The sequence below is a fragment of the Pseudonocardia alaniniphila genome (assembly GCF_022524485.1).
GTDB lineage: Bacteria > Actinomycetota > Actinomycetes > Mycobacteriales > Pseudonocardiaceae > Pseudonocardia > Pseudonocardia alaniniphila.
Window position 1 is genome coordinate 39,142 of the sequence record NZ_JAKXMK010000023.1, and the last position, 25,223, is coordinate 64,364.

The 25,223-nt window shown below is 71.2% G+C and carries 26 protein-coding genes; 9 read left to right on the forward strand and 17 right to left on the reverse strand.

Annotated features, from left to right (window positions below; translation table 11 throughout):
- Positions 1-333: 333 nt before the first annotated feature.
- The 3 genes from MMF94_RS25180 to MMF94_RS25190 all read right to left on the reverse strand — a co-directional run bounded on the left by MMF94_RS25180 (position 334) and on the right by MMF94_RS25190 (position 2,299).
- Complete coding sequence (locus MMF94_RS25180) at positions 334-549, reverse strand: hypothetical protein (protein ID WP_241039646.1); 216 nt, start codon at positions 547-549, stop codon at positions 334-336.
- A 196-nt stretch (positions 550-745) separates the two neighbouring features.
- Positions 746-1,783, reverse strand: coding sequence for an ABC transporter substrate-binding protein (locus MMF94_RS25185; protein ID WP_241039647.1), 1,038 nt, complete (start codon positions 1,781-1,783; stop codon positions 746-748).
- Between the two features lie 63 nt (positions 1,784-1,846).
- Complete coding sequence (locus tag MMF94_RS25190; protein WP_241039648.1) at positions 1,847-2,299, reverse strand: MarR family winged helix-turn-helix transcriptional regulator; 453 nt, start codon at positions 2,297-2,299, stop codon at positions 1,847-1,849.
- 101 nt (positions 2,300-2,400) lie between these two features.
- On the opposite strand from MMF94_RS25190, the gene MMF94_RS25195 reads away from it, so the two are divergent.
- Complete coding sequence (locus MMF94_RS25195; protein WP_241039649.1) at positions 2,401-2,901, forward strand: Rv3235 family protein; 501 nt, start codon at positions 2,401-2,403, stop codon at positions 2,899-2,901.
- 16 nt (positions 2,902-2,917) lie between these two features.
- Here the strand turns inward: MMF94_RS25195 and secA are convergent, their stop codons facing one another.
- The 9 genes from secA to ahcY form a co-directional block, all read right to left on the reverse strand.
- Positions 2,918-5,860 (reverse strand): preprotein translocase subunit SecA, encoded by a 2,943-nt coding sequence (gene secA / locus MMF94_RS25200; RefSeq protein ID WP_241039650.1) that lies wholly within the window; start codon positions 5,858-5,860, stop codon positions 2,918-2,920.
- Between the two features lie 179 nt (positions 5,861-6,039).
- Positions 6,040-6,666, reverse strand: a complete 627-nt coding sequence (gene hpf / locus MMF94_RS25205) for a ribosome hibernation-promoting factor, HPF/YfiA family (protein WP_241039651.1) — start codon at positions 6,664-6,666, stop codon at positions 6,040-6,042.
- Between the two features lie 233 nt (positions 6,667-6,899).
- Positions 6,900-7,595, reverse strand: coding sequence for a ComF family protein (locus tag MMF94_RS25210; protein WP_241039652.1), 696 nt, complete (start codon positions 7,593-7,595; stop codon positions 6,900-6,902).
- Between the two features lie 94 nt (positions 7,596-7,689).
- Entirely contained in the window at positions 7,690-9,426 is a 1,737-nt protein-coding gene (locus MMF94_RS25215; RefSeq protein ID WP_241039653.1) for an LpqB family beta-propeller domain-containing protein, read from the reverse strand.
- Complete coding sequence (gene mtrB / locus MMF94_RS25220) at positions 9,423-11,171, reverse strand: MtrAB system histidine kinase MtrB (RefSeq protein WP_241039654.1); 1,749 nt, start codon at positions 11,169-11,171, stop codon at positions 9,423-9,425. The genes MMF94_RS25215 and mtrB overlap by 4 nt, the downstream gene beginning before the upstream one ends.
- 22 nt (positions 11,172-11,193) lie before the next feature.
- On the reverse strand, positions 11,194-11,871 hold the full coding sequence (gene mtrA / locus MMF94_RS25225; RefSeq protein ID WP_241039655.1) for an MtrAB system response regulator MtrA: 678 nt from the start codon (positions 11,869-11,871) through the stop codon (positions 11,194-11,196).
- Positions 11,872-11,968: 97 nt separating this feature from the next.
- Positions 11,969-12,610, reverse strand: a complete 642-nt coding sequence (locus MMF94_RS25230; protein ID WP_241039656.1) for a dTMP kinase — start codon at positions 12,608-12,610, stop codon at positions 11,969-11,971.
- Between the two features lie 54 nt (positions 12,611-12,664).
- Positions 12,665-13,117 carry an NUDIX domain-containing protein gene (locus MMF94_RS25235; RefSeq protein ID WP_241039657.1) on the reverse strand — a complete coding sequence of 151 codons (453 nt, stop codon included), beginning with the start codon at positions 13,115-13,117 and terminating at the stop codon, positions 12,665-12,667.
- A gap of 106 nt (positions 13,118-13,223) precedes the next feature.
- Positions 13,224-14,735, reverse strand: coding sequence for an adenosylhomocysteinase (gene ahcY, locus MMF94_RS25240; protein ID WP_241039658.1), 1,512 nt, complete (start codon positions 14,733-14,735; stop codon positions 13,224-13,226).
- A 544-nt stretch (positions 14,736-15,279) separates the two neighbouring features.
- On the opposite strand from ahcY, the gene MMF94_RS43430 reads away from it, so the two are divergent.
- Genes MMF94_RS43430 through MMF94_RS25270 form a run of 6 tightly spaced genes read left to right on the forward strand, consistent with a single transcriptional unit; the run spans position 15,280 to position 18,226 of the window.
- Complete coding sequence (locus MMF94_RS43430; protein WP_277398822.1) at positions 15,280-15,657, forward strand: hypothetical protein; 378 nt, start codon at positions 15,280-15,282, stop codon at positions 15,655-15,657.
- A 2-nt stretch (positions 15,658-15,659) separates the two neighbouring features.
- Positions 15,660-16,331 carry a class F sortase gene (locus MMF94_RS25250; protein WP_241039659.1) on the forward strand — a complete coding sequence of 224 codons (672 nt, stop codon included), beginning with the start codon at positions 15,660-15,662 and terminating at the stop codon, positions 16,329-16,331.
- Positions 16,328-16,852: an RNA polymerase sigma factor gene (locus MMF94_RS25255; protein WP_241039660.1), complete on the forward strand. Its 525-nt coding sequence runs from the start codon at positions 16,328-16,330 to the stop codon at positions 16,850-16,852. The genes MMF94_RS25250 and MMF94_RS25255 overlap by 4 nt, the downstream gene beginning before the upstream one ends.
- On the forward strand, positions 16,849-17,358 hold the full coding sequence (locus MMF94_RS25260; RefSeq protein ID WP_241039661.1) for a hypothetical protein: 510 nt from the start codon (positions 16,849-16,851) through the stop codon (positions 17,356-17,358). Before MMF94_RS25255 ends, MMF94_RS25260 begins: the two co-directional genes overlap by 4 nt.
- Before the next feature lie 44 nt (positions 17,359-17,402).
- On the forward strand, positions 17,403-17,726 hold the full coding sequence (locus MMF94_RS25265; RefSeq protein ID WP_241039662.1) for an ArsR/SmtB family transcription factor: 324 nt from the start codon (positions 17,403-17,405) through the stop codon (positions 17,724-17,726).
- Positions 17,723-18,226, forward strand: coding sequence for an SRPBCC domain-containing protein (locus tag MMF94_RS25270; RefSeq protein ID WP_241039663.1), 504 nt, complete (start codon positions 17,723-17,725; stop codon positions 18,224-18,226). Before MMF94_RS25265 ends, MMF94_RS25270 begins: the two co-directional genes overlap by 4 nt.
- Positions 18,227-18,292: 66 nt before the next feature.
- Here MMF94_RS25270 and MMF94_RS25275 read toward each other — a convergent pair whose 3' ends face one another.
- A complete protein-coding gene (locus MMF94_RS25275; protein ID WP_241039664.1) occupies positions 18,293-19,585 on the reverse strand; it encodes a glutamate mutase L in 1,293 nt (430 codons plus the stop codon).
- A 114-nt stretch (positions 19,586-19,699) separates the two neighbouring features.
- Between MMF94_RS25275 and MMF94_RS25280 the strand changes: the two genes are divergently transcribed.
- Complete coding sequence (locus MMF94_RS25280; protein ID WP_241039665.1) at positions 19,700-21,328, forward strand: long-chain fatty acid--CoA ligase; 1,629 nt, start codon at positions 19,700-19,702, stop codon at positions 21,326-21,328.
- A gap of 53 nt (positions 21,329-21,381) precedes the next feature.
- Positions 21,382-21,930 carry a nucleoside/nucleotide kinase family protein gene (locus tag MMF94_RS25285; protein ID WP_241039666.1) on the forward strand — a complete coding sequence of 183 codons (549 nt, stop codon included), beginning with the start codon at positions 21,382-21,384 and terminating at the stop codon, positions 21,928-21,930.
- Positions 21,931-22,393: 463 nt separating this feature from the next.
- On the opposite strand, the gene MMF94_RS25290 is transcribed toward MMF94_RS25285, so the two are convergent.
- Genes MMF94_RS25290 through MMF94_RS25305 form a run of 4 tightly spaced genes read right to left on the reverse strand, consistent with a single transcriptional unit; the run spans position 22,394 to position 25,213 of the window.
- Entirely contained in the window at positions 22,394-23,173 is a 780-nt protein-coding gene (locus tag MMF94_RS25290; RefSeq protein ID WP_241039667.1) for an SRPBCC family protein, read from the reverse strand.
- Positions 23,170-23,487 (reverse strand): ArsR/SmtB family transcription factor, encoded by a 318-nt coding sequence (locus MMF94_RS25295; RefSeq protein ID WP_241039668.1) that lies wholly within the window; start codon positions 23,485-23,487, stop codon positions 23,170-23,172. Before MMF94_RS25295 ends, MMF94_RS25290 begins: the two co-directional genes overlap by 4 nt.
- A gap of 37 nt (positions 23,488-23,524) precedes the next feature.
- Positions 23,525-24,349 carry a carbon-nitrogen hydrolase family protein gene (locus tag MMF94_RS25300; RefSeq protein WP_241039669.1) on the reverse strand — a complete coding sequence of 275 codons (825 nt, stop codon included), beginning with the start codon at positions 24,347-24,349 and terminating at the stop codon, positions 23,525-23,527.
- 12 nt (positions 24,350-24,361) lie between these two features.
- The gene (locus MMF94_RS25305) at positions 24,362-25,213 is read right to left on the reverse strand and encodes a carbon-nitrogen hydrolase family protein (RefSeq protein WP_241039798.1); all 852 of its coding nucleotides are present in this window, start codon (positions 25,211-25,213) and stop codon (positions 24,362-24,364) included.
- Between the last annotated feature and the right edge of the window lie 10 nt (positions 25,214-25,223).

A 25,223-nucleotide genomic window follows, 5' to 3' on the forward strand; every position in this document is an offset into this window, starting at 1 on the left:
ATGGGTCCGGGTAGCCGGCCCCGATCCGCCGCCACCCGAACCTGCCGCCGGCCCGGACGCGCCGCCAACCGCCCCGAGCACAGCTCCCCGGCCCGAAACGACGATCTTGGCGTTCAGGACGTTCGGCCGGGTCGAGATCGAGCATCGCCGGAGAAGCAGTGGAACACCACCGTCCTCGCTCACGGAGTAGACGTGCTCGGCGTCGGGGTCATTGATCCGGCCGAGGATGTCCAGGTCCGGGACGTCGACCAACTCCGCCTGCTTTGGCCGGCCCCACCGCCCGCCACCCTTCATGATCGACGTTCGGGGCCCGCCAACCGCGCCGAGCACAGCTCACGGTTCCGAACCAATGATCTTGGCGCAGGCCCAGCCGACCGGCCGGTCTCCGCAGTGCACCACCATCATGATCGACGTTCCGGGCCCGCCAACCGCGTCCGGCACAGCTGGACGGCCCCAAGCGACGATCTTGAAAATCCGGCCACTCGTGATCATCGGTTTGGACCCAACAGCCGCCCCGAGCGCCGTCGTGCGCACCGAAACAGTGATCATGAACGCCGGGCAACCGCCGACCCCGAGACCGGACGCCACCCCTACCCGCCGCCACCCCGCTCCGCGGCCCATGATCGGCAATCCGGGCCCGACAACCGGGCCGAGCACAGCTACCTGTCCCGAACCGACGATCTTGCTGTAGGTCGGCCCCGGTCGGACCGCGGTGCGGCCCGACCGGCGAACTTGCTGCCGAGTACTACGCAGTGGCGAGGATCTTCTGCAGGTCGTCGAGCACGATCATGGCGCCCGAGGGACCCAGGCCCAGGAACCAGACCTCGTCGTCGACGGGTCGCGCGTGCCCCTTCTGCACCGCGTTCAGCCGACTCCACAGCTCCCCGCTCACCACGGCACCCTGATCCGTGGCCTCGGGCGGGCCGTAGCTCGAGTAGAAGATCCAGTCGCCTTCGGCGCGGTTGATCAGCTCCGGCGAGACCTCCTGGGCCAGCTCGTCGAAGTCCTGCCCCGGCGCGCGGGGCAGACCGACGTCCTTGAGGATCACACCGATGAACGACAGGTTCCCGTAGAGGCGGATCCGGCCGGGCATGAACCGCACGAGCGAGATCGCGGGCGCGCCACCGGCCAACGACGCCTTCACCGCGTCGGCCCGCCGCTGGTAGTCGTTGAGCACCTCGGTGGCCTTGGTCTCCTCGCCGAGCGCGGCGCCGGCCAGCAGGAAGTCTTCCTTCCACGGGAATCCCGGACGGATGCTGAGCACGGTGGGCGCGATGGCGCTGAGCGGCTCGTAGAGCTGGTCGACGCGCAGCTGGCTACCGAGGATCAGGTCGGGCTTCAGCGCCGCGATGGCCTCGAGGTTGAGGTTGTTGGTATCCCCGACGCTCGTGATGCCCGCGACACGGTCGGCCAGATAGGACGGCGCCTTCCCGTTGGGGTTCGCCATGCCGACCGGCGTGACCCCGAGCGAGAGGACGGCGTCGAGCTCGCCGCTGTCGATCGTGACCACCCTGACCGGCTTCGTCTCCAGCCGCGTGGTGCCCCGCGCGTGGGTGATCGTCCGGGGGAAGACGCCGGGGCCGACGTCGGCTCCCAGCTTCGCGGTCGCCTCGTCGGCGGTGGAGAAGAGCTTGCCGCCGGTGGCCACATCGGTGTTCCCGGTGCCGCCGGACGAGCCCTGCTGCTGTGTAGCGCAGCCCGTGGCCAGCACCGCCGCGAGGGCCATCGCGAGCCCCCAAGACATCCACCGGCGCGACGGCCGGCCCACCCTCCCAGAGCGCATGAGGTGACCCTAACCTAATCGATCTCGGTGCTCGGCCACCGGTCGGCAAAGCCGACGGGGCCGTCATTCCGCCCGCGTGACCGCCGTCAGCACCGCCAGCAGGTAGGCGCGGATGACCTCGGCGTCCCGCGGCGACGGCTGGGGTAGGCCGCTCCGCAACGTCGTCACCACGGCCCCATGCGCGCCCGCCAGCCGGAGCCGGCCGTGCTCGGTGATCCGCAACCGCACCACCCGACGGTCTGCCGGGTCGCGTTCGCGAGCCAACTCCCCCGCGGTCTCCAGCGCGTCGACCACCGGGGTCAGCGTGGCCGGGGCGACGCCGAGGCACCCGGAGAGCTCGCGATGCGACACGGCCTCGCCGTCGGCGAGCGCACCGAGTACGCCCATCGCGGTGACGGTGAGCCCATGTGCGGCGACCACCTCACGGGAGTACCGAGAGACGGCCTGCCCGGCCCGGGACAACAGCCGGTGAAGTGGCATCAGCTGCGGGTCGGGCTCGAAGAAACCGCCGGTCATCGGCACACCGTACGAAGCTGGATCATCAGTGCCCGTACGGTTCGTCGCCTGATCACCCCAACGGACCTCGGCGGCCCGGCACCAGGCCGCACTCTGGCGCCGTGACCACCACGCTGGACTCGCCACCCCCGCTACCTGAGCCGCAGCACGCCACCTGCCCAGCCATCCGGCCGCGGCTTCGACGGATGGCGTACGAACCAGGCCCCGGAGCGAGCGCCGCCGTCGCCACCATCCCGGCGCCGCGCCCGCCGCAGCCCGAGCCGGCCGGGCCGTCGGCGGCCGAGCTCGGCGAGGCGCATCGCACCATCACGCGGATTCTGCGGCTCGCGCTGGAGGTACTCGACCACCGCAGGCCGTCCGCACAGCTCGCCGGCCACGTCACGGCATCCGTGCTGCGTTACTGGCGCACGGCCGCGCAGCAGCGCACTGTGCGTTCGCCTGCCCGGTTCGCCCGGATGCGTCTGTGCCTTCCGCAACCAGGCGTCGCGGAGGTGGCCGTGGCGTGCTCCATCGACGGACGAGTGCGCGCAGTGGCGGCGCGGTTCGAGCGAGCCGACAGCGCGGGCACCGGTTGGCGGTGCACCGCGCTGCGACTCGGCTGAACCCGGACCGCGCAGGTCAGGGGCGTGCTGCAGTGGGCGATCCGTGGCACTGCTTGTACTTGCGACCCGAGCCGCACGGGCACGGGCGATTGCGCGACGGCTCGGCAGAGCCTGCCACCGTGGCGTCGCCCCGGCTGCCGTCGCGCGCACCGTCGCCGCTGCGCGAACGCGTGGCGGATCCGTCCTCCGCCGGGCCGCTGTAGCGCAGATCCGCCGGACGGGAACCGCGGAACGCCGGCGGCAGCACGCTGGTGGTGGCGTTCGGGTCGGCCGAGTGCCGACCGCCGGATGCCGCCGCGGCGGGCCGACGGTCGACCGGGGCCGGAACCTGCTGCACCTGCGGCTGCTGCACGGGAGCCTGCTGCACCGGAGCCTGCTGCGGTTGCGCAGAAACCTGCTGCGCCTGGGCAGCGGGCGGGACCTGCGCGGCGGGCTGGGCCGGTTGCACCTGGGCGTTGAACAGGTAGGAGACCGTCTCCTCCTTGATGCCCTCGAGCATCGCGGAGAACATGTCGTAGCCCTCGCGCTGGTACTCGATGAGCGGGTCGCGCTGGGCCATCGCCCGCAGGCCGATCCCGTCCTTGAGATAGTCCATCTCGTAGAGGTGCTCGCGCCACTTGCGGTCGATCACCGTGAGCAGGACCTGCCGCTCGAGCTCCCGCATGCCACCGAGGGGGGCGATGAGCTCGTCGACCTCGGCCTCACGCCGGGCGTACGCGTCACGCGCGTCGGCGAGCACGGCTTCGGCCAGCGCTTCCTTGGTCAGGTCGCCGGGATCGGCGATCCCGTTGTCGTCCTGGCCGTCGGTGAGGTCCTCCCAGCGGATGCCGACGGTGTATAGCGTGCGTAGCGCGGTCCAGAGCTTCTCGAAGTCCCAGTCCTCTGCGTAGCCCTCGGCGGTGGCCCCGTCGATGTACGCCGTGATGACGTCCTCGAGCATGTGCTCGATCTGCTCCTTGATGTCCTCGCCCGCGAGGACCCGACGCCGTTCGTCGTAGATGACGGTGCGCTGCTTGTTCAGCACCTCGTCGTACTTGAGCACGTTCTTGCGGATCTCGAAGTTCTGCTGCTCGACCTGCGTCTGCGCGCTGCGGATGGCCTTGGTGACCATGCCCGCCTCGATCGGGACGTCGTCCGGCAGGTTGAACCGGTTCATGATCGACTCGACCATCTGGCCGTTGAACCGGCGCATCAGCTCGTCGCCGAGCGAGAGGTAGAAGCGCGACTCGCCCTGGTCACCCTGACGTCCCGAACGACCGCGCAGCTGGTTGTCGATGCGCCGCGACTCGTGCCGCTCGGTGCCCAGCACGTAAAGGCCGCCGGCGGTCTTGACCTCCTCGCCCTCGGCCGCGACCTGCTCCTTCATCGCGGCCACGACGTCCTCCCAGGACGCCTCGTACTCCTCGCGGGAGTTCACCGGGTCGAGCCCACGACCGCGCAGCTCGATGTCGGCGAGGAACTCGGGGTTGCCGCCCAGCACGATGTCGGTACCACGGCCGGCCATGTTGGTGGCCACGGTGACCGCCCCGGCCTGCCCGGCCTGGGCGACGATCGCCGCCTCCCGCTCGTGGTGCTTCGCGTTGAGAACCTCGTGCGGTACCTGGAGCCGCACCAGCAGCTTCGACAGGTACTCCGACTTCTCGACGCTGGTGGTGCCGACCAGCACGGGCTGCCCGGCACGGTGCTTCTCGGCGATGTCGGCGGCGACCGCCGCGAACTTCGCCTCCTCGGTCTTGTAGATCAGGTCCGGCTGGTCCTTGCGGACCATCGGCCGGTTGGTGGGGATCGTCACGACGCCGAGCTTGTAGATCTGGTGCAGCTCGGCCGCCTCCGTCTGGGCGGTGCCGGTCATCCCGGAGAGCGTCTCGTAGAGCCGGAAGTAGTTCTGCAGGGTGATGGTGGCGAGCGTCTGGTTCTCCGCCTGGACCTCCACCCCCTCCTTGGCCTCGATGGCCTGGTGCATGCCCTCGTTGTAGCGACGCCCGGCCAGCACGCGACCGGTGAACTCGTCGACGATGAGCACCTGCCCCTCGCGGACGATGTAGTCCTTGTCCTTCTTGAACAGCTCCTTGGCCTTCAGAGCGTTGTTCAGGTATCCCACCAGCGGGGTGTTCGCGGCCTCGTAGAGGTTGTCGATGCCGAGCTGGTCCTCCACCAGCGCGACGCCGTCCTCCGTGACGCCGACGGTGCGCTTGCGCTCGTCCACCTCGTAGTGCAGGTCGCGCTTGAGCAGCGGCGACATGCGGGCGAACTCCTGGTACCAGCGGGCGCTCTGCTCCGCAGGGCCGGAGATGATCAACGGGGTGCGTGCCTCGTCGATGAGGATGGAGTCGGCCTCGTCGACGATGGCGAAGTTGTGCCCGCGCTGCACCATGTCGGCCGCTTTCCAGGCCATGTTGTCGCGCAGGTAGTCGAAGCCGAACTCGTTGTTGGTGCCGTAGGTGATGTCGGCGGCGTACTGGCCGCGGCGCACGGCGGGCGGCATCTCCGAGAGGATCACGCCGACGTTGAGCCCGAGGAACCGGTGGATGCGGCCCATGTTCTCGGAGTCGCGCTTGGCCAGGTAGTCGTTGGTGGTGACGACGTGGACGCCGTCGCCGGAGATCGCGTTGAGGTACGCGGGGAACACGGAGGTGAGCGTCTTGCCCTCACCGGTCTTCATCTCGGCGATGTTGCCCAGGTGGAGCGCGGCACCACCCATGAGCTGCACGGGGAAGGCCCGCTGGCCCAGCGTGCGCAGCGCCGCCTCACGCACCACGGCGAAGGCCTCGAACAGCAGGTCGTCGAGCGACTCGCCGGCCTCGTAGCGCTCGCGGAACTCGTCGGTCTTCGCCCGCAGCTGCGCGTCGGAGAGCGCCTGCACCTCCGGCTCGAGCTTGTCGATGCTGTCGGCATAGCGTGCCAGCCGCTTCACCAGCTTCGTCTCACCGGCGCGGAGCAGACGGTTCAAAAGCGGCACGGTCGACCTCATTCGCCTTCGCGGATCAGTACGCGGGTTCTCGTCCGGTAGCCCGCCGTGCCCCGGCGAACCACCGGGCCCAGGGTAGCGAAGCTACGGATACCTCTTAGCACAACGCCGGAGGGGCGGCACGCGTTCCGGTCGGGAACGCATGCCGCCCCTCCTGGGCGTACGCGCGACTACCGTACGAGACGGATCATGCCGTAGTCGTAGCCCTTGCGGCGGTAGACGACGCAGGGCTCCCCACTGTCGGCGTCGGCGAACAGGTAGAAGTCATGGCCGACGAGTTCCATGTGGGACAGGGCGTCGTCCACGCTCATCGGATCGGCGGTGTGGACCTTGCTTCGGACGATCCGGCCCGGAAGCTGATCGTCGGGCGGCAGGTGCTCGTCATGGCCACGGGGGCTGGGTACCTCGACCTCGGCCGACGTGTCGGCCGGTGGGAGCTCGTCGAGGAGCGCGGTGGCGGCGCCGCGGCCGGCCATGACCCGGGTGCGCTTGCCGTTGACCTTGCGACGGTCGTGCGAGCGGCGCAACCGTCCTTCTAGCTTTGCGACAGCGGCGTCCAGCGCGGCGTAGAAATCTTGGGCGCATGCCTCTGCTCTCGCGACAGGACCACACCCTCTGCCCGTGATCTCGACCCGCTGACAGCTCTTGAGCTGGCGCCGGTTCGGCTCGTGGAAGAGCTCCACCTCCAAGCCCACGATCTTGTGGTCGTAGCGTTCCAGGCGAGCGACCTTCTCGGCGACATGGACCCGGAAATGCTCCGGAACCTCGACGTTTCGGCCGGTGACAACGATCTCCACGCAGACTTCCCTCGCTCTCAGCGTCGGGTTGGCGTTGCAGACTGCGGCCGGGAACCGAATCCCCGGGCGCACGATCGGTAGATCCTCCTGATAGGGGCCTCGGCGGATGCGGAGCACCGTAACGCGCATCACGGTTCGACAACAGGGCTGAGCGTCAGAGTGACCCAGGATGGGTGATATAGGTGCCCGAAACGTTTGGTAGGGCTGCCGGACGGTAAAAGTCCATGCTCCGTTCAGGCGCTCGGGGCGCTCGGACGGCCGAGGCGCTCGGCGTCACCCATACGCTTCGTCGCGTCGCACAGAACGAGGGCCGCCTCGGCTCTCACGCCCACCTCCGCGAGGGCCGCTCGGCAGGCCCGGAGGGTGGCCCCGGTGGTCACCACGTCGTCCACGAGCAGCACGGTGGCTCCCGCCGGCGGTAGGGCCGCGGGCCGCACGCGCAGGCGCCCGGAGAGGTTCTGCGCGCGCTGCACGGCGTCGAGTCCCACGGAGTCGCGGGCGCGGCGAGCGAGCCGCAAGGGCCGGGCCACCTGCACGCCGGGCCGCCCGGCGGCCAGCGCCCGGCAGAGCCGCACCACGTGATCGCCCCCGCGGGCGCGCGCGGCGGCCGGACGGGAGGGCGCCGCCACCAGCCACGTGATCGCGGGCGGCCGGATGATCTCGTCGAGCGGCCCCGCGAGCAACGCGGCGAGCGGCTCGGCAAGATCGCGCCTGCCCCGCTCCTTGTAGCGGAGCAGCGCGGCTCGCAGCGGACCGCTGTAGCGACCCACCGCGAGCACCGCCGGGCCACCCGGCAGCACCGGCCACGACGGCCGCCCCAGCCCGGCCCGGCATCGCGCACACCACGGCGGCACCGGATCACCGCATCCGGCGCAGTCGCCGGGCAGCACGAGATCGAGCAACGCGGACCGAAATTCCCGAATCCCCACCCGCCAAGCGTGCACCCGAGCCCGGTCACGAACGGTGACGAACGGGCCAGTTATCCACAACTCGTCCCCAACCCCCTCGCAAGGAGGCGGCGGGTCAGCCGGGGTACAGGGGTACCGCGTCGGGGGCGCCGCCCAGGACCTGACGCCACGCAGCCTGGTCACCGCCCGCGAAGCTCCACACGCCGGTCTGGTCGGTGACGAGCAGCGGACGGTTCGCGGCGGCCGCGATGGCCGTGAGCGGCGGCGTGAGGTTGTTGCCGAGCACCTGCTGCACGCTCAGGCCGTCGACCGAGACCTGACCCACGAGCATGTCGGTGCCACGCGTGATCGCGACGATCGACTCCGCCGAGCGCCAGTCCGCCGCCACGACCTCGCCCAGGTCGTCGGGACGCAGGCGGTGGATGTTGCGGATGGCCACCTCACCGTCGATCCTGCGGGCCACAGCGGCGGTGTAGAGCGCCCCTCCGACCACCGCCACCACGCGCATCCCGTCGCGGGAGAGCCGCAGATCGCGAATCGGGCCGAGCGCTGTCAGCTGGTCGGCATTTACCTGGCCGGTGCGCGCCGGCCCCGTGCCGTCGACGAGCACGCGCGCGACGACGGCCCCGTCGAGGACCGTCCACACCTCGCCACCCGTGGGCGTCCAGGACGGACGGGTCATCGTCGCGGCGTCCAGCGACACCGGCGACACCGCTCCCCCAGGTCCCCCGCCGACCAGCAGCGCACGCCGTCCGCCCATACGGACGACGGCTGCGAGCCGCTGACCGTCACCCGTGGTCGCCGCGGACTCGACGTCATAGGCGCCGTTGCCGACGGGGCCGGGCAGCGGTGCGCTCGGCTGGGGACCGTCGAGCTGCCGGACCCGTCCACCCGCGACGACCACGCCGGGCACGTCGGCGCCGGGCTGTACCTCCGCAGAGAGCGCGGCGACATCCTCGCGCGTGAGCTCGGGCGTGCCGGACAACAACGGTTCGCCGTCCACGAGCAGCCGCACTCGCGAGACGTTGACCTCGGACAGCGTCAGCACCACCTGAGCGGCAAGGAGCCGCCGCGCGGGCTCGTCGAGGTCGCCGATCCCGGTGAGGTCGACGATCAGCGCACCGTCTGACCCCACGACGGCGTTGGACCGCAGCTGCGCACCCGGTGGGAACTGCGAGACGGCCGCGTCCAGCAACGCCTCGGACGGCCCGGCGAGCAGGAGCTCGAGTGCCCTGGCGGGCTGCGCTCTCGCCGGCACGCTGGGCACGTAGCGCAGATCGGCCACGGCGAGCCTGCGGACCGGGTCGACGAACCAGGTGCGCACCTGCCGGTAGTTGTCCCGGAAGATCGACAACGGCACGACGACGCCGGCCGGCACGTTGGAGATGCGCCATTGGCCGTTGCGCCGCACGACGGTGACGTCCTGCTGGAAGGTGGCCTGTTCCGGCTCGAACGCCCCGGAGGACGACAAGCGGCCGACCGCCGTGCCGCGGATCCGGATCGTCGTGACTCCCGAGTTCGGATCCTGCGCCCCGGCTGCCGGGACGGTGTCGAACTGCCCGTCGAGGACAGTGAGGCTCGCGGCGTCGTCCCATTCCACGGCGTCGGGCGCGAGGAAGCGCCGTGCCGAGCCGTGTTCGGCGGCGCTGCTGCCGGAGGCGAACACGAAGTCGCGCACCAGGTCGAGCGGGTTGCTGCCCTCGACGGGCCCTGCGGGCAGGGTGCCGCCCTCCCCGTCGCTCACCTCCCGCAGCACCTGCACAGGCGAACTCTCGGGCACGCTCGCGCAGCCTGCCAGCCCGGCGAGCGCGAGGATCAGGGCGAGCGCTGAACAGAACCGTCGACGGATCACGGAAGGTCCGCGTGCCGGTCGGCGGCGTCGGCGTCGTCGTCGGACCACGACGGCACGACCGTGACGGGGCGCCCGCGCGGAGGCGTCGGCACCGGGGGCGGCGTCGGCGACGGCACGGAGGACGGCACGACCTCGCTGGTGGGTGCGGGGTCGGGGCCGAGCGGCAACGGGCTGGACTCGACGGGCTCGTCGAGCGTGCGCGGCAATGTCAGCCGGAACGCCGCGCCCTGTCCGACCGCGCCCCACGCCTGCAGCCACCCGCCGTGCAGCCGCGCGTCCTCGATGGCGATCGCGAGACCGAGTCCGCTACCGCCGCTGCGCCGTGCCCGCGACTCCTCCGCCCGCCAGAACCGGTTGAACACCAGCTCAGCCTCTCCGGGGCGCAACCCCACGCCGTGGTCGCGGACCAGCACCGCGACGACGTGCTCGTCGTAGGCCAGCGTGATGCTCACCGGCCGCCCCTCACCGTGGTCGATCGCGTTGGCCACCAGGTTGCGCACGATCCGTTCCACCCGGCGCGGGTCGACCTCGGCGTACGCGCCGGTGGGTAGCCGCAGGTCGAGCGGGGTGCCGCTCTCGTCGGCGAATCCGCGCACGGCCTCGACGGCCCGCATCACCACCCCGTGCATGTCCACCCGCTCGGCGCCCAGCTCGGCCACGCCCGCGTCGAGCCTGCTGATCTCCAGCAGGTCGGCGAGCAGCGCCTCGAACCGGTCGAGCTCGCAGACGAGCAGCTCGGAACTGCGCCGCAACGCGGGCAGCAGGTGCTCCCGGGATGCATAGAGCACGTCGGCCGCCATCCGGACGGTGGTCAGCGGCGTGCGCAGCTCGTGGCTGACGTCGGATGTGAACCGGCGCTGCAGCGCGCCGAACTCCTCGAGCTGACGGATCTGGCTCTGGATGCTGCTCGCCATCTCGTTGTAGGACTCTCCCAGCCGTGCGACGTCGTCCTCGCCCTGCACGGGCATCCGCTCGTCCAGGTGCCCGTCGGCGAACCGTTCGGCGATCTCGGCGGCCTGCCGGACCGGCCGTACGACCTGCCGCGTGACCAGCCCCGCGATCCCTGCGAGCAACAGCAGGAGGATGAGCCCACCGACGATCAGTGTGCTCTGCACCAGCCCGAGCGTGCGTTGCTCGGCGATGAGCGGGAACAACAGATAGAACTCGAGGTCGCCGTTGGCCGTGCGGACGGGCTGCCCGACGATCAGTGTCGGGATCTCCACGCCCTGCTCGCTGAGCGTCACGTACTTGCTCGACAGCGTGCCCGCGGCGACGGCGTCACGCAGGTCGGCCGGGACGTCCTCCACGGGGCCTGCGGCGATTCCGGCACCCTCCCCGCGCGGCGTACTGAGGACCGCCCGGAACTCGCCTGCCCCGGTGGACGACGGCTCGTCGGCGACGCTGGCGTTGGTCAGCCGGTCCAGCGCGTTGTTCAGATCGCCCTGCGCACCGTCACGGCTCGGGTCGACACCGGACAGATCGCGTTCCAGGAGCACCGCGCCCGCCTCGGTGCGCGTGAGGGTGTCGGCCTCCTTGCCCTGCAGCACCCGCAGCGCGATCTGGGTCTGCAGGACGAGACCGAGCACCACGATGACGGCCGTGGAGAGGACGAGTGTGCTGACCACGACCCGCAGCTGCAGCGACCGCCGCCAGACCGCGCCCCACGCGTCCGCCAGTTCCATCGCGAACTGGCGAACCTGTGCGGCTGCGCGGCGGGCGCGGTCCGCGAGCGGCAACGCGGTCATGTCGGACGGGCGGCCGTGGCGCTCATGGTGGGCCGGCCTTGTATCCCACGCCGCGGACCGTCAGCACCACCTCGGGGTGCTCCGGGTCGCGTTCCACCTTCGACCGGAGCCGTTGCACGTGGACGTTCACCAGCCGCGTGTCCGCCGCATGCCGGTAGCCCCACACCTGCTCGAGCAGGACCTCGCGGGTGAACACCTGGCGCGGCTTGCGGGCCAGCGCGACGAGCAGGTCGAACTCCAGCGGAGTGAGCGCGATCTGCTCCCCGGCGCGCTCGACCTGGTGGGCCGGCACGTCGATCGTGACGTCGCCGATCGAGAGCTGCTCGGCGGGCTCGGCCTCCGTGCGCCGCACCCTCGCCCGGATGCGGGCCACGAGCTCCTTGGGCTTGAACGGCTTGACCACGTAGTCGTCGGCGCCGGACTCCAGCCCGAGCACGATGTCGACCGTGTCGCTCTTGGCCGTGAGCATGACGATCGGCACGCCCGACTCGGACCGGATGGCACGGCAGACGTCGATGCCGTTCATGCCTGGGAGCATCAGGTCCAGCAGCACGACGTCAGGTCGTAGCTCCCGGACGGCAGGCAACGCACGGGTGCCATCGCCGACGACGGCGGTGTCGAAACCCTCGCCCCGCAGCACGATCGTCAGCATCTCGGCCAACGCCGGGTCGTCGTCGACCACCAGAACGCGCGACTTCATGTGCGCAGCATCCCACCACATGGGCCAGGTGCCGCCTTGGACCCGTTGTTACCGGGGTGCCGGATGCGGTCCCCGTGCTGTCGACAGCGTCTTCGGGCTACCCGAGGAGCCGCGCTGCGAGCTCTTCGGAGCCGACCGGGGCGCTGCCGTCGACCACCGTCCACGGAGACAGCCACGATGCCACTGCGAGCTGCCCGTACACCTCCGACGTGCGGGTCTGCAGCCCGGCGTCGGCTTCGAAGGCGTCACGCTCCCGGCCGGTCTCGGTGCGCTCGCGATGTGCCACCCGCTCGTCCGCCACGGCGTCGGGCACGGTCAGCAGCAGATGGTGGTCGGGCACGGGGATCCGGAACCGCTCGATCTCCAGAGCCCGGACCCAGGCGACGAACTCCCCGCCCGCGTCCTGGCGCAGCCGCGCGGCCCCGTACGCGGCGTTGGAGGCGACGTACCTGTCGACGAGCACGATGTCGTTGGACCGCAGCGCCGCGCGCAGCTCGGCGGCCGCGTCCCTGCGGTCGAGCGCGTACATCAGAGCCATGCCGTGTACCGAGTCGATCAGGTCACCGAGGCGACCGTAGAGCGCGTCGCGGACGAGCTCGGCGTGGACGTCGGTGTCGTAGCGCGGAAAGGCGAACCCGCCGACAGTGGCGCCCCTGCCGACGAGCGCACGGCAGAGCGCGTCGGTCAGCGTGCGCTTGCCTGCGCCGTCCACTCCTTCGATCGCCACCATGCGGCCCACGGGCGGGGACCCTAACGGGCTCCCGGCGCGGGAGACCGCCGGGTGGGGAACGCCTCAGGCGATGGCCCGCACCGTGTCCCATGTGGCGTCGAAGCCGGGATGCAGCGGGAGCTCCCGGAGCCGGTCGGCGGGCACCCAGCGCATCTCGATGGTCTCGCCGGTCTGAGCGGTGAGGTCCACGGCCTCGTGGGCGTGGGCGACCACGGTGGTGTACGACCAGCCGCCGTGGTCGTCGACGTAGCAGCCGGTGACGGTGTAGGCGTCGGGCGCCAGACCGGCCTCCTCGGCCGCCTCGCGCTGGGCGGCCTGCTCGGCCGTCTCCCCGCGGTTGCGGGCTCCGCCGAGCAGGCCCCAGGTGCCGCCGTGGTGACTCCAGAGCGCACGATGCTGAAGAAGGACCTCGCCCTCATGACGCAGCAGCAACCCCGCCGCGCCGAACAGGCCCCAGTGCCGATGACCGAGCGCACAGCGGACCCAACCGTCGCCATTGCCGCGGGGGAGCACCACTTCTCCAGAGTAGGCGCCGGAAGAGCCCGGCAAAGGGGAGTGGAAACCACCTTCCTGATCCGTGGAACAGGAAGGTGGTCATCCGGACCGGAGGCGGAGCCGCCGATCAGTAGCGGTAGTGCTCCGGCTTGAACGGACCCTCGACGTCGACACCGATGTACTCGGCCTGGTCCTTGGTGAGCTTGGTCAGCTCACCGCCCAGCGCCTGCACGTGGATGCGGGCGACCTTCTCGTCCAGCACCTTCGGCAGCCGGTAGACGTCCTTGTTGTACTCCTCGTGCTTGGTGAACAGCTCGACCTGAGCGATCACCTGGTTCGAGAAGCTGTTGGACATCACGAACGACGGGTGCCCGGTGGCGTTGCCCAGGTTCATCAGGCGGCCCTCGGACAGCACGATGATCGAGTGGCCGTCCGGGAAGATCCACTCGTCGACCTGCGGCTTGATGTTGATCCGGCGGACCCCGGGGTAGCGGGTCAGGCCGGCCATGTCGATCTCGTTGTCGAAGTGGCCGACGTTGGCGACGATCGCCTGGTGCTTGGTGCGCGACATGAGCTCGGCGCTCACGATGTCCTTGTTGCCGGTGGCGGTGACGATGATGTCGGCCTTGTCGATCACGTCCTCGAGGCGCGCGACCTGGAAGCCCTCGAGCATCGCCTGCAACGCGCAGATCGGGTCCGCTTCGGTGACGATCACGCGGGCGCCCTGGCTGGCCAGCGCCTGCACGGATCCCTTGCCCGTGTCGCCGTAGCCGCAGACCACGGCGACCTTGCCGCCGATCAGCACGTCGGTGGCGCGGTTGAGGCCGTCGATCAACGAGTGGCGGATGCCGTACTTGTTGTCGAACTTGCTCTTCGTGACCGAGTCGTTGACATTGATCGCGGGGAAGAGCAGCAGCTCCTGCTCGGCGAGCTGGTAGAGCCGGTGCACGCCGGTGGTGGTCTCCTCGGTGACGCCGCGGATGTCGGACGCCACGGTGGTCCAGTACTTCGGGTTCTCGGCCAGCGAACGGCGCAGCGTGTCGAGGATGATCCGGTACTCGTCGGAGACGGTCAGGTCCTCGTCGTCGACCGTGGGCACCACCCCGGTCTTCTCGAACTCGACGCCCTTGTGCACGAGCAGCGTGGCGTCACCGCCGTCGTCCAGGATCATGTTCGGGCCGACGATGTTGCCCTGCTCGTCGGTGAACTTGAACAGCTGCTCGGTGCACCACCAGTACTCCTCGAGCGTCTCGCCCTTCCAGGCGAACACCGGCACACCCTTGGGCTCCTCGGGGGTGCCGTTCGGGCCGACCACCACGGCCGCGGCCGCGTGGTCCTGCGTGGAGAAGATGTTGCAGCTGACCCAGCGCACGTCAGCGCCCAGGCTGACCAGCGTCTCGATCAGCACTGCCGTCTGCACCGTCATGTGCAGCGAGCCGGCGATGCGGGCGCCGTGCAGCGGGCGGGCCCCCGCGTACTCGCGCCGCAGGTCCATCAGGCCGGGCATCTCGTGCTCGGCGAGCCTGATCTCCTTGCGACCGAACTCGGCCTCCGACAGGTCGGCGACGGCGAATTCGAGGCCGCCCCTGGTCTGCAGCAGACGGCTCGGGTCGGTCGTGATGTCGGCACTGGCGGTCATGGGGTGGTGATGCCTCCTCGTAGGGCCTTTCGGGCCGGTCACGCCGTCTCCGGGGGACGGCGCGACCGCTGAATGATCCGCCGCAGGTGCGGGCCTGGACGGAACGCGATTCGTGGTGGGGGTTCGGGCCGCTTCGCCGCTGCCGGGCTCGACGTCGACTGGACTCCCGGCGGGACGTGCGGGTCCGGCCGGGTTCGACGTCGGAGCCGCCCGATCGGCGGCGGACGACACCTCTGGGTGGACACCCGCTCGGGCGGGAGAGGTGGATGGTGGCGACACGGCTGCCTCCTCACATGAGATGTGGAAGGCGCCCTTTCTGCAATGGCCTGGCGGTCGAGCGTGGCGGACCGTCCGGTCCGTCGCAGCGCCTCTCGACCCCGACACACGATTGCCCCTCCAGGATCCCGAGCGAGCCTCCGGCCTGTCAACCCGGCCCGGCCGTGCGACCGGCTGTGTGCCACTCGTCACAACGCTGCTCGTCCGCAACGCAGGGCGCGTGCCGCCGCGTCACAGGGGCGACATCGGCTCGACGACAGGAACAGACATGGACTTTCGCGCACGGGCAGGTCGTCTCGCGGGCGGGCTGGTGGTGGCGACGGCGCTCCTCGGCGCCCTTCCGGGCCAGGCGCTCGCAGCTCCGCCCACGCCCGCTCTCGCCCCACCGACCGCCCCTGTCACGCCGGCGCCTGCCGAGTCGGCGCCGCGCCCCGCTGTTCCCCCGGCTCCGCCCCTTCCGCCGACCGAGAGCCGTCAGCCCCAGGTCAGGCAGGTGCCCACAGGGGCGCCCGACACGGGTGCGGGCAGCACCGCGGACGACGCCCGCGTTCCGGATGGGGCGTTGTTCGCACTCGGCGCGCTCGCGGCGGCCGGGGCGGCAGGTGCGCTGGTGACCCGGCGCCGCCGGGCCGTCACGCAGGACTGAACATGCGCGACGAACCCGCTGCTCCTCCCGTCCATCGATCCCGGGCGGGGAGACTGCTGCTGGTACTGGCCGTGGTGCTGGCACTCGCCGCGGCGGGTTCGCTCGCGCTCGCCCTCGGTGACGGCCCGCGCACACCACACCGGGCCGTCACCGTCATCGCTCCGCCCGCCGTGCCGACCGGCGGGGTGATGCCCGGCACCGCGCTCGGCCCGTCGGCCCCGGTGTCGCTGGACGTCCCGGCGATCGGGGTGCACTCGTCGCTGCTGCGGCTGGGCCTGAATCCCGACGGCACCGTCGAGGTGCCACCGCTGGAATCCCCGGAAGCGGGCTGGTACGAGAACTCCCCCACGCCGGGCGAGCAAGGGCCCGCGGTGATCCTCGGCCACGTCGACTCCGCGCGCACCGGACCTGGGGTCTTCTACGACCTGCGCACGATGCTGCCCGGCGACGGGATCACGGTGGGCCGTGCCGACGGAACCACGGTCGCCTTCCGCGTCGACCAGGTGGCGACGTACCCGAAGGACGTGTTCCCAACGGCAGCGGTGTACGGCGACATCGACCACGCGGGCCTGCGGCTGATCACCTGCGGCGGCCGGTTCGACAAGGCCGCCCGCAGCTACGAGGACAACATCGTCGTCTACGCTTCCGCGGTATCCGCCGGGCAGACCGGGTGAGCTCCGCCGAGGCGGACGCGCCGTCGTTCGAGACGTTCGTGCTGACGCACGGCCCGGAGCTGGTGGCGTTCGCGCGCCGGCTGACGCTCGATCATCATCGAGCCGAGGACATCGTCCAGGACGTGCTGGCCCGCATCGGGCTGTCCTGGTCACGGGTGTCGCGCGTCGACGACCTGCGGGCGTACGTGTTCAAGGCGGTTCTCAACGACTTCCTGTCGTGGCGGCGCAGGCTGTCCTCGTTCGAGCGCCCGACGGCTGATCTCGCTGCCGACCGGTCGGCCACGGAGCCGGGGGTGGAGGAGCTCATCGTGCGCCGCGACGAGCTGCAGGCGGTGCTCGCGCGGCTCTCGCCCGTGCAGCGGGCCGTTCTGGTGTTGCGCTACTACCACGACCAGCCCGACGCGCAGATCGCCGCGCTGCTGGGCTGCCGGGAGGGCACCGTGCGTTCGCACGCCAGGCGGGCCCTGGCAGCCCTACGCAGCTCCCCCGCCGCACGTACGAGGGAAGGGACCCGGCGATGACCGACGCGGAGGAGACACTGCGGGCCGGTCTTCGCGACCCGGCCCTTGACGAGGGCATCTCGGCGACCGCACTGCTCGCGGGGGTGCAAGCCCGCCAGCAGCGGCTGCACCGGCGCCGCCAGCACGCGAAGACGGCCATGGCGGCGCTGGCGGCCGTCCTCGTCGTCGGCGGGGCGGCCGTGGCGACCGCCCACCGGCCGGTGGTGACTCCGGCGCATCAACCTCCTGCCGTGCCTGCGCCTGCGCCGATGACGGCACCCCCGACCGAGACGCCGCTCCAGACGCCACCCACCGCGCCGTCACTCCCGACGCCGACGCGCACGGCAGAGCCTCCGGTGCCCGACACACCGCCCCTGGTGGACCCGCCGGGCCGGACCGTCGAGCCCGCCCCGTCCGCCGAGCCCCGTACCAGCGGCCCCACCAGCCGAGCGCGTCGAGCACCCGTCAGTGCGACGGGTGATCCGGAACCACCGACCAGGGAGATCCCGCCGCCCCCGGTCCGCTGATCGCGCATTGACAGGCAACTAAAAGGTTGCCTATTCTCGTCCGCGTGCAGGACGAGGACGCCGTCTTCCACGCCCTCGCCGATGCGAGCAGGCGTGAACTGCTCGACCGGTTGTATGCCCGCAACGGCCAGACGCTGCGGGAGCTGACTGCAGGCCTCGAGATGTCGCGGCAGGCGGTCAGCAAGCACCTGGGCGTGCTCGAGGCGGCCGACCTCGTCGTCACACGCCGGTCAGGCCGGGAGAAGCTCCACTACCTCAACCCCGTGCCGATCCGGCTGATCCACGACCGGTGGATCGACAAGTACACCGAGCACCGGGTCGCGGCGCTCGTGGACCTCAAGGCAGAGCTCGAGGAGAACCAGCGATGAGCAGCACCACCGCCCCCACGACCACCGTCCAGGTGCACCGCGTGCACGTCCGGGCCACGCCCGAGGCGATCTGGGAGGCCATCACCAACCCCGAGTGGACCAAGCGGTACGGCTACCGCAGCCCCGCCCAGTACGACCTACGACCAGGAGGGGCGTACCGGAGCCTTCCGAGCGAGGAGATGGCGGCGCACGGGATGCCTGCGGACTCCGCGGTGATCGACGGCGAGGTCCTCGAGGTCGACCCACCGCGCCGGCTGGTGCAGACCTGGCGCATGCTCTTCACCCCCGAACTCGTGGCGGAGGGCTTCACCCGGCTCACCTACGAGATCGAGCCGGAGGCGGGCGGGGTCACGATGCTGACGGTCACGCACGACGTCACGAACGCGCCGATCACCGCAGCGTCGGTCAGCGCACCGCCCTCGGACGCTGGTGGCGGCTGGAGCGTCATCCTCAGCGACCTCAAGACCCTGCTGGAGAGCGGCGAACCCCTCTACCGCTGAAGCAGGGCAACTCGCCGGAAGAACCGGGCGCACGGCGAGGTCGGACACCTGTCCGCGCAGGCGGACTCAGCCGAGAAGGTGGTCGCGCAGCAGCGACTCGGCCGCTGTTGTGCGGCCCCGGGCGGCGAGCAGCCCGGCGGGGACGACGGCGAAGTCGGCGTCCACCACCACCGGCGCGTCGCGCAGAGCGGGCGCGAGGACCGGGTCGGTGCGCAGCGTCGCCACGACGGCACCGAGGCCACCCGAGCGGTCCCGCTGGCGGAAGACGCCGCCGGACAGCACCACCAGCTCCACGTCCCGTCCCGCGTCACGGTGCACCCGCAGGTGCCGGCGCACCGCGATCACCGAGGCGAGGGCGGCGATCCTGCGATCCTCGGCGGCGCTGCCCGGATCACGCGGGACGAGGCCCACCTCGCTCGCCATGCGGGTGACCGTCGGACCGAGCAGGTCGGCCTCCACCGGGTCGACCACGCCCTCGGCCTGACCCTCGACGAGCACCCCGCCCGCGGCCGCCCGCACACCGAGATCGCCCTCGACCGTGCGGCGGACGTCGGCCAGGCTCGCCGAGTGCACGTCCGTGGTCGCACAGCCGACGTCGACGAGGAGCACGCGGGCGTCGCAGATCCGGGCGAGTGCGGAGGCCGCGTGACCGACGGCGTCCGGCGTCGCCACACGCACGAGCCTGCGGAACCGCGGCGCGACAGCCGGGCCCCGCCCACCGAGCGCGTGCCGCTGGTACAGCACGGCCAGCGCGGCCCGCGCCGGTTCCGGGGCGAGCTCACCCCGGCGCGGAAGCACGTTGTCGCACGGCACGACGGTGCGCCCGGTGGCCCGCAGCAGGGCCAGCGCGTCCTCCTGGGCCGCGGCGTTCCCGGCGAGCACGATCGGTGTACGGATGCGGGCGCGCGCCAGCCGTCCCGCGTTGTGCAGCAGGCCTGCAGGGTCGTCGCCGTCTGCGCCGCCGAGCAGCAGCACCACTCCCGGCCGCGTGCTGCGCAGCATCCGGACGTCAGCAGGTTCGAGCGGTCCCGTATGCACGTGCACGACGTGGGCTCCGGCCGAGCAGGCCACCCGATGGCCCGCCTCGGTGGTGGTCAGCCGGTCCGAACCGATGACCGCGAGCCGCAGTCCACCGCCCGCCGATGAACAGGCGAGCAGCTCGGGCTCGACACCGGTGCCGGACGGCCCCGCCGCCGACACCGCCCGAACCGCCGCGTCCATGCCCGCGAGCACGTCGCCTGCCGTGGTGGGGTGCTCGGCGAATCCCGCCAGAGCCCCGTCGGGACGTACAAGTGCGGCTTTCGTCCAGGTGGAACCCACATCGAGGCAGACCGAAGGGCCCTCGTCGACGGGTGTCACGGCGAGTGAGCCTAACGCCACTGCGTCCGGATGGCGTCAGTTGGCACGATGGTCAACGACGTCGCCCGGCGGTAACTTTCCGAGATCACTGAGTACACAGGCACAGGAGCCCCCATGCTCGGACTGATGCAGCAGCGTCCCCTCGCCCTACCGCACGTCTTCCATCGCGCCGAGCAGTACTTCGGACACAAGACGCTCGTCACGGCCGAGGCTGCCGGCGAGAGCACCATGAGCATCGCCGACTGGGCGCAGCGGGTCCGGCGGCTCGCCACAGTGCTCGACACCCTCGATGTGAGCGCCGACGGCCGCGTCGGCACCTTCTGCTGGAACACGGCACGGCATCTCGAGCTCTACATGGCGGCGCCGTGCACCGGCCGCGTGCTGCACACGCTCAACATCCGGCTCTTCCCCGAGCAGCTCACCTACATCGTCAACCATGCGGCGGACGAGGTCGTGTTCGTCGACAGGTCTCTCCTGCCGGTGCTCTGGCCGCTCGTCGACAAGCTCGAGACGGTGCGCCACTTCGTGGTGATCGACGACGGTGCCGACGCGGAAGTGCCGGACGACCCCCGCGTGCACGACTACGAGGAACTGCTCGCGGCGGCCACGCCGTTCACCGGCACGTTCACGATCGAGGACGAGAACACCGCCGCCGCGATGTGCTACACGTCCGGCACCACCGGCAACCCCAAGGGCGTGGTCTACAGCCACCGGTCAGCGGTCCTGCATTCGCTGATCTCCCTGGTCGCCGACGGGATCGCACTGGCAGAGCGTGACGTCGTGCTGCCCGTTGTCCCGATGTTCCACGCCAACGCGTGGGGCCTTCCCTACGGCTGTCTGCTAGCCGGTTCCGACATGGTGTTCCCCGGTCCGAACATGACCCCCACGGCGATCGCGGCGTTGCTGGAGAAGCACCGGGTCACCGTCACCGGTGGCGTCCCGACCATCTGGATGGGAGTGCTTCCCCTCCTGCCCGACCTCGATCTGTCGGCGCTGAGGTTGATTCTGTGCGGCGGCTCGGCGGTGCCGAAGGCATTGTCGGAGGAGTACCGCAAGGCGATCGGCGTGCCGATGCTGCACGCCTGGGGCATGACGGAGACCAGCCCGATCGCCACGATCTCCGGCCTGCGCAGCCATCACGCCGGCGCCTCGGAGGCGGACCTGGCCGACGCCCGCTCCCGGCAGGGGTACGCCACACCCCTGGTCGACCTGCGGCTCGTGGATCCCTCCACCGGCGAGATCCAGCCGTGGGACGACGTCGCCTCCGGGGAGATCCAGGCGGCCGGACCGTGGATCGCGGCAGAGTACTTCCGCGGTGAGGGTGAGGGAGCACAGTTCACCGAGGACGGGTGGCTACGCACGGGCGACGTCGCCACGGTCGACCGCTACGGCTCCGTCCGGCTCGTCGACCGCACGAAGGACCTGATCAAGTCCGGCGGCGAGTGGATCGGCTCCGTCGAGCTGGAGAACGAGATCATGGCCCACCCCAAGGTCGCCGAGGCCGCCGTGATCGCGATCCCGCATCCGAAGTGGGTGGAGCGGCCGATGGCGTGCGTCGTCGTGAAGGCCGGTGAGACGCTCACGGCGGAGGAGGTCATCGCCCACCTGGAGCCCCGCGTGGCGAAATGGTGGCTGCCCGACGCCGTCGAGTTCATCGACGAGGTGCCCAAGACGAGCGTCGGCAAGTTCTCGAAGAAGACGCTCCGGGAGAAGTTCGGCGGATACCAGGTGCAGAACCCCTGACCGCAGGAGCACGGATACTCCCGATCGCCGATGTCGCCGGCCGGGTGCTCGCCATGCCGCCGACATGCGGGGCGACGCGCCTGGTCTGCATCGACGGACCGTCGGGATCGGGCAAGAGCTCGCTCGCGCGGCGGCTCGCAGGCATGCTCGGTGACCCGCCGCTCGTGCAGATGGACGACCTCTACCCGGGATGGGACGGGCTCGCCGAGGCCGTTCCGCTGCTGCGCGACCGGATCGTCACCCCGCTCGCGGCCGGCATGCCCGCGCGGTACCGCCGCTACGACTGGGTCGTCGGCGCCTACGCCGAGGAGCACGACCTCGGGGTGCCTCCCCTTCTACTGGTGGAAGGCGTGGCGTCGGGGGCGCGTGCCGTCGCCTCCCACACGACGCTGCTGATCTGGGTGGAAGCGCCACAGGAGGAGCGGTTCCGCCGCGGCATCGAGCGCGACGGCGAGAGCTACCGGCCGCACTGGGAGCGCTGGGCCCTGCAGGAGGAGGCGCACTTCGCGGCGGAGGCCACCAGGAGCCGCGCCGGCCTCCGTGTCGACGGCGCCTCCAGCGCACCGCACGACGTGGAGACGGAACTGGTTCTCCTCCCCTGACTCCGGACGCGGCTGGGCAGGTCCGGGACGAGGGGCGCGGCCGTGCGTTGCCGCGGCTGCCCAGGCACGGCAGGTCCTCGATGATCGCCGATTGGGGACGCGCAGCCGTGTGCGGCGCGGTTCTCGGCACCCGTCTGATGATCAACGCCAGACACCGAGGCCGGCCTGGGACGGGCAGGCTCGATGATCATCTATTGGGGACGCACAACCGCACCGAGCGCGGCCGCCAGGCCCCAACCAACGATCATGAGCACCGACCCGGCCGGCGCCACGAACACCGGCCAGGCAACCCACGAAGATCATCGATTCGGGACCCATACCCGTGTCAGGCGCGGTTTCCGCGCCCCATTCGCTGATCATGACCCGCGACCCGCGACCCCGCCGTGCAACCAGCCTCCGGCGTGAACAGCACCCGGACGCGATGAAATGAACGGCCGAGCGCGCGCCCAGGGCGACGGCGGCCTCAGGAAGAAGCGGGTTCCCGTGCTTCGCTCAGGTCGGCGACGAGTTGCTTCATGCGCGCATTGACAGCCGACAGCGCCGAGGCCGGCTCGCCCTCGGAGCCGGTGTGGGTGAGCACCACGCGCGCGCCGTGGCCCGTGCCCTCGACCAGCTCCCAGCGAACGCGGCCGCCCGGTTCCGCATCGTGCTCGAGCACCTGCCCGTTCCGGACGGCGTCCGGCGGGGCCTGGGACGACAGGAGCGCCCACACCTCGTCGGCGGGGCGAGTGAGCTGGCGCTCGTAGCGGACCTGCCAGCCGTCGGCCGTGGTCTCGGTCGTGCCAGCGTCGAGCCCGAACTGGGCGATGAACTGCTCGTGCAGCGCCACGTGGTCATAGCCGGGGTCGACGCCCGGGCGCCCGTCGAGGGCGAGGTCCATCGCGGCGATGCAGATGTGCCAGCCGGAGGCGAAGCTGGCGGCGCCGGCACGGTCGTCGAACGTGGCCACGAGGACGAGACGGGTGCCCTGGTCGTCCGGGTGCAGCTCCCAGCGCAGGTGGTGGTCGCCCCAGGTGTAGGCGAACAGCCGCGGCGGGTCGAGGTCGGTGACCGTGCCGCTGCCCTCGGACCCGAAGTCGACCGTCCCACCGGGACGCAGCTCGGGCGTCATCGTGGACGGGAACCAGTCGGCCAGCCGCTCGGGTTCGGTGATCGCCCGCCAGACCTTCTCCGGTGGGTGCTTCAGCCGGCGCTCCATGGTGAGCACGGAATGGCCGTCGGCGGTGTCCAGGGTCTCGGTCATGATTCCTCCGGGCTGTCGGCATCGAGGTGGCGTTCGAGGGCGTCGAGCCGGTCCGCCCACATCCATCGGTAGGGCGCCAGCCACGCGTCCACCTCCGCGAGCGGCGCGGGATCGAGCTCGTACCAGCGCCGCTGTGCTTCGGCCCGCACCTTCACCAGGCCGGCGTCGCGCAGCACCCGCAGATGCTTCGACGTGCCGGGCTGGCTCAGCCCGAGCTCGGCAGACAGTTCCCCGACCAGCCGGGGTCGATCCCGGAGCAGGTCGAGGATGCGCCTGCGCGTCGGCTCGGCGAGCACCTCGAACGTCACGTCCATAACATACCGAGAGCGGCATATAACCGCAAGGGCATGTTCAGAGGTAGGCGTCCGGCCGTCGCTCTCGCAGGTGCACGAGGACCCTGCGGGCCGCCGCCACCGACTCCTCGACATCGACCTCGGCCACCGCGATGCCCGCCTTGGACCACGTGCGCGCCAGGATCTCCCCGTCCGGGCCGACGACCTTGGCCTGACCCAGGAAGCGCATCCGGCCCGCCACGCCGGTCAGGTTCGACGACACGAGCACCACCTGGTTCTCCGCCGCCCGCGACCGGTCGTAGAGGTCGAAGAGCTTGGCTTGCCGGTCGTCGGCCATCCGGGGCGCCCGGTTCGTGATGCTCGTCGGCCAGGCCGAGAGGCAGGCGAGCACATGCGCCCCGTCGAGTGCGAGGCTGCGAGCGGACTCCGGGAACGTCTTGTCGTAGTCGACGAGCATGCCGATCCGCCCGACGGGTGTGTCGATCGCGCGGAACTCCGACCCCGCCGCGTAGACCCGCGACTCCCCGGGGGGCTGATGCACCTTGCGGTGCAGGCCCAGCACCCCGTCCCCGGTGACGCACACCGCCGTGTTGTAGCGCAGGTCGCCGTCCGCCTCGCAGAACCCGACGCACACCACCATGTCCCCGGCCTGCTCCACGACCGCCTTCACCTCGGGCCCGTCCGGGTCGAGCGCGGGCGGCAGGGAGCGCGGGTCGGGATCGGTGATGTCGTCGAGGTAGCCGCCGAGCGCGGCGTCAGGCAGCACCAGCAGCCGCACACCGTCGCGGCGTGCGTGATCCACCAACGTCGCGACGCGCGCGAGATCGAATGCCACGTCCCTGCCGAAGGATGCCGCCACGGCTCCGATGCGGATGGAACCCATTCGAAAGATTGTTCAGGCGGCCGCGGGGCTCGGGGCCGCCGCCGCGCCGTACGTCTCCGGTCGCAGGTCCCGCAGGTAACCCATCGCCCGCCGGGCCGACTCCACCGCCGCCGCGACGTCGAGATCGGCGACCGCCGTGCCTGCGGTGACGCCCGTGGTGGCGAGCACCTCGCCTCCGGGATCGACGATCTTGGCGCCCGCCGCGAACCGCAGCGAGCCGAACGTGCCCGACTGGTTGGCAGCGAGCCAGACGATCTGGTTCTCCAGCGCTCGGGCGCGGTCGAAGAGGTCGAAGCGGCGGGTCCACCGGTCCTGAGCCGGATCGGGATGCGGATCGGTGGCGCTCAGCGGCCAGGCCGAGACCGAGACGACGATCTCGGCCCCGTCGAGCGCGAGCGCGCGCGCCGCCTCGGGGAACGCCTTGTCGTAGCAGATCTGCAGGCCCAGCCGGCCGACCGGCGAGTCGAACGCGGCGAACCGGTCGCCCGCCCGGTAGCTCGCGTCCTCGCGCAGCGGCTGGTGCACCTTGCGGTAGTTCGCGAGCACGCCGTCGCCCGTGACGCAGACCGCGCTGTTGTAGCGGACGCCCGAACCGTCCAGCTCGCAGTAGCCCGCCACCACCACCATCTCGCGCGCCAGCGCGGCCAGCCTGCGGATCTCGGGCCCGTCGCAGCGGAGGGCAGGCGGGAGGTCCTCCGGACCGTCGAGGCTCGTCAGATAGCCGCCGAGGCAGGCTTCGGGCAATGCGAGCAGCCGGACGCCCGCCGCGCGCGCCTCGGACATCAGCGTGGAGATCCGCGCGAAGTCCTCCTCGAGGTCGCGACCGAAGGGGGCCGCGACAGCCGCCATGCGCAGCGTCGCCATCTCTCGTGCT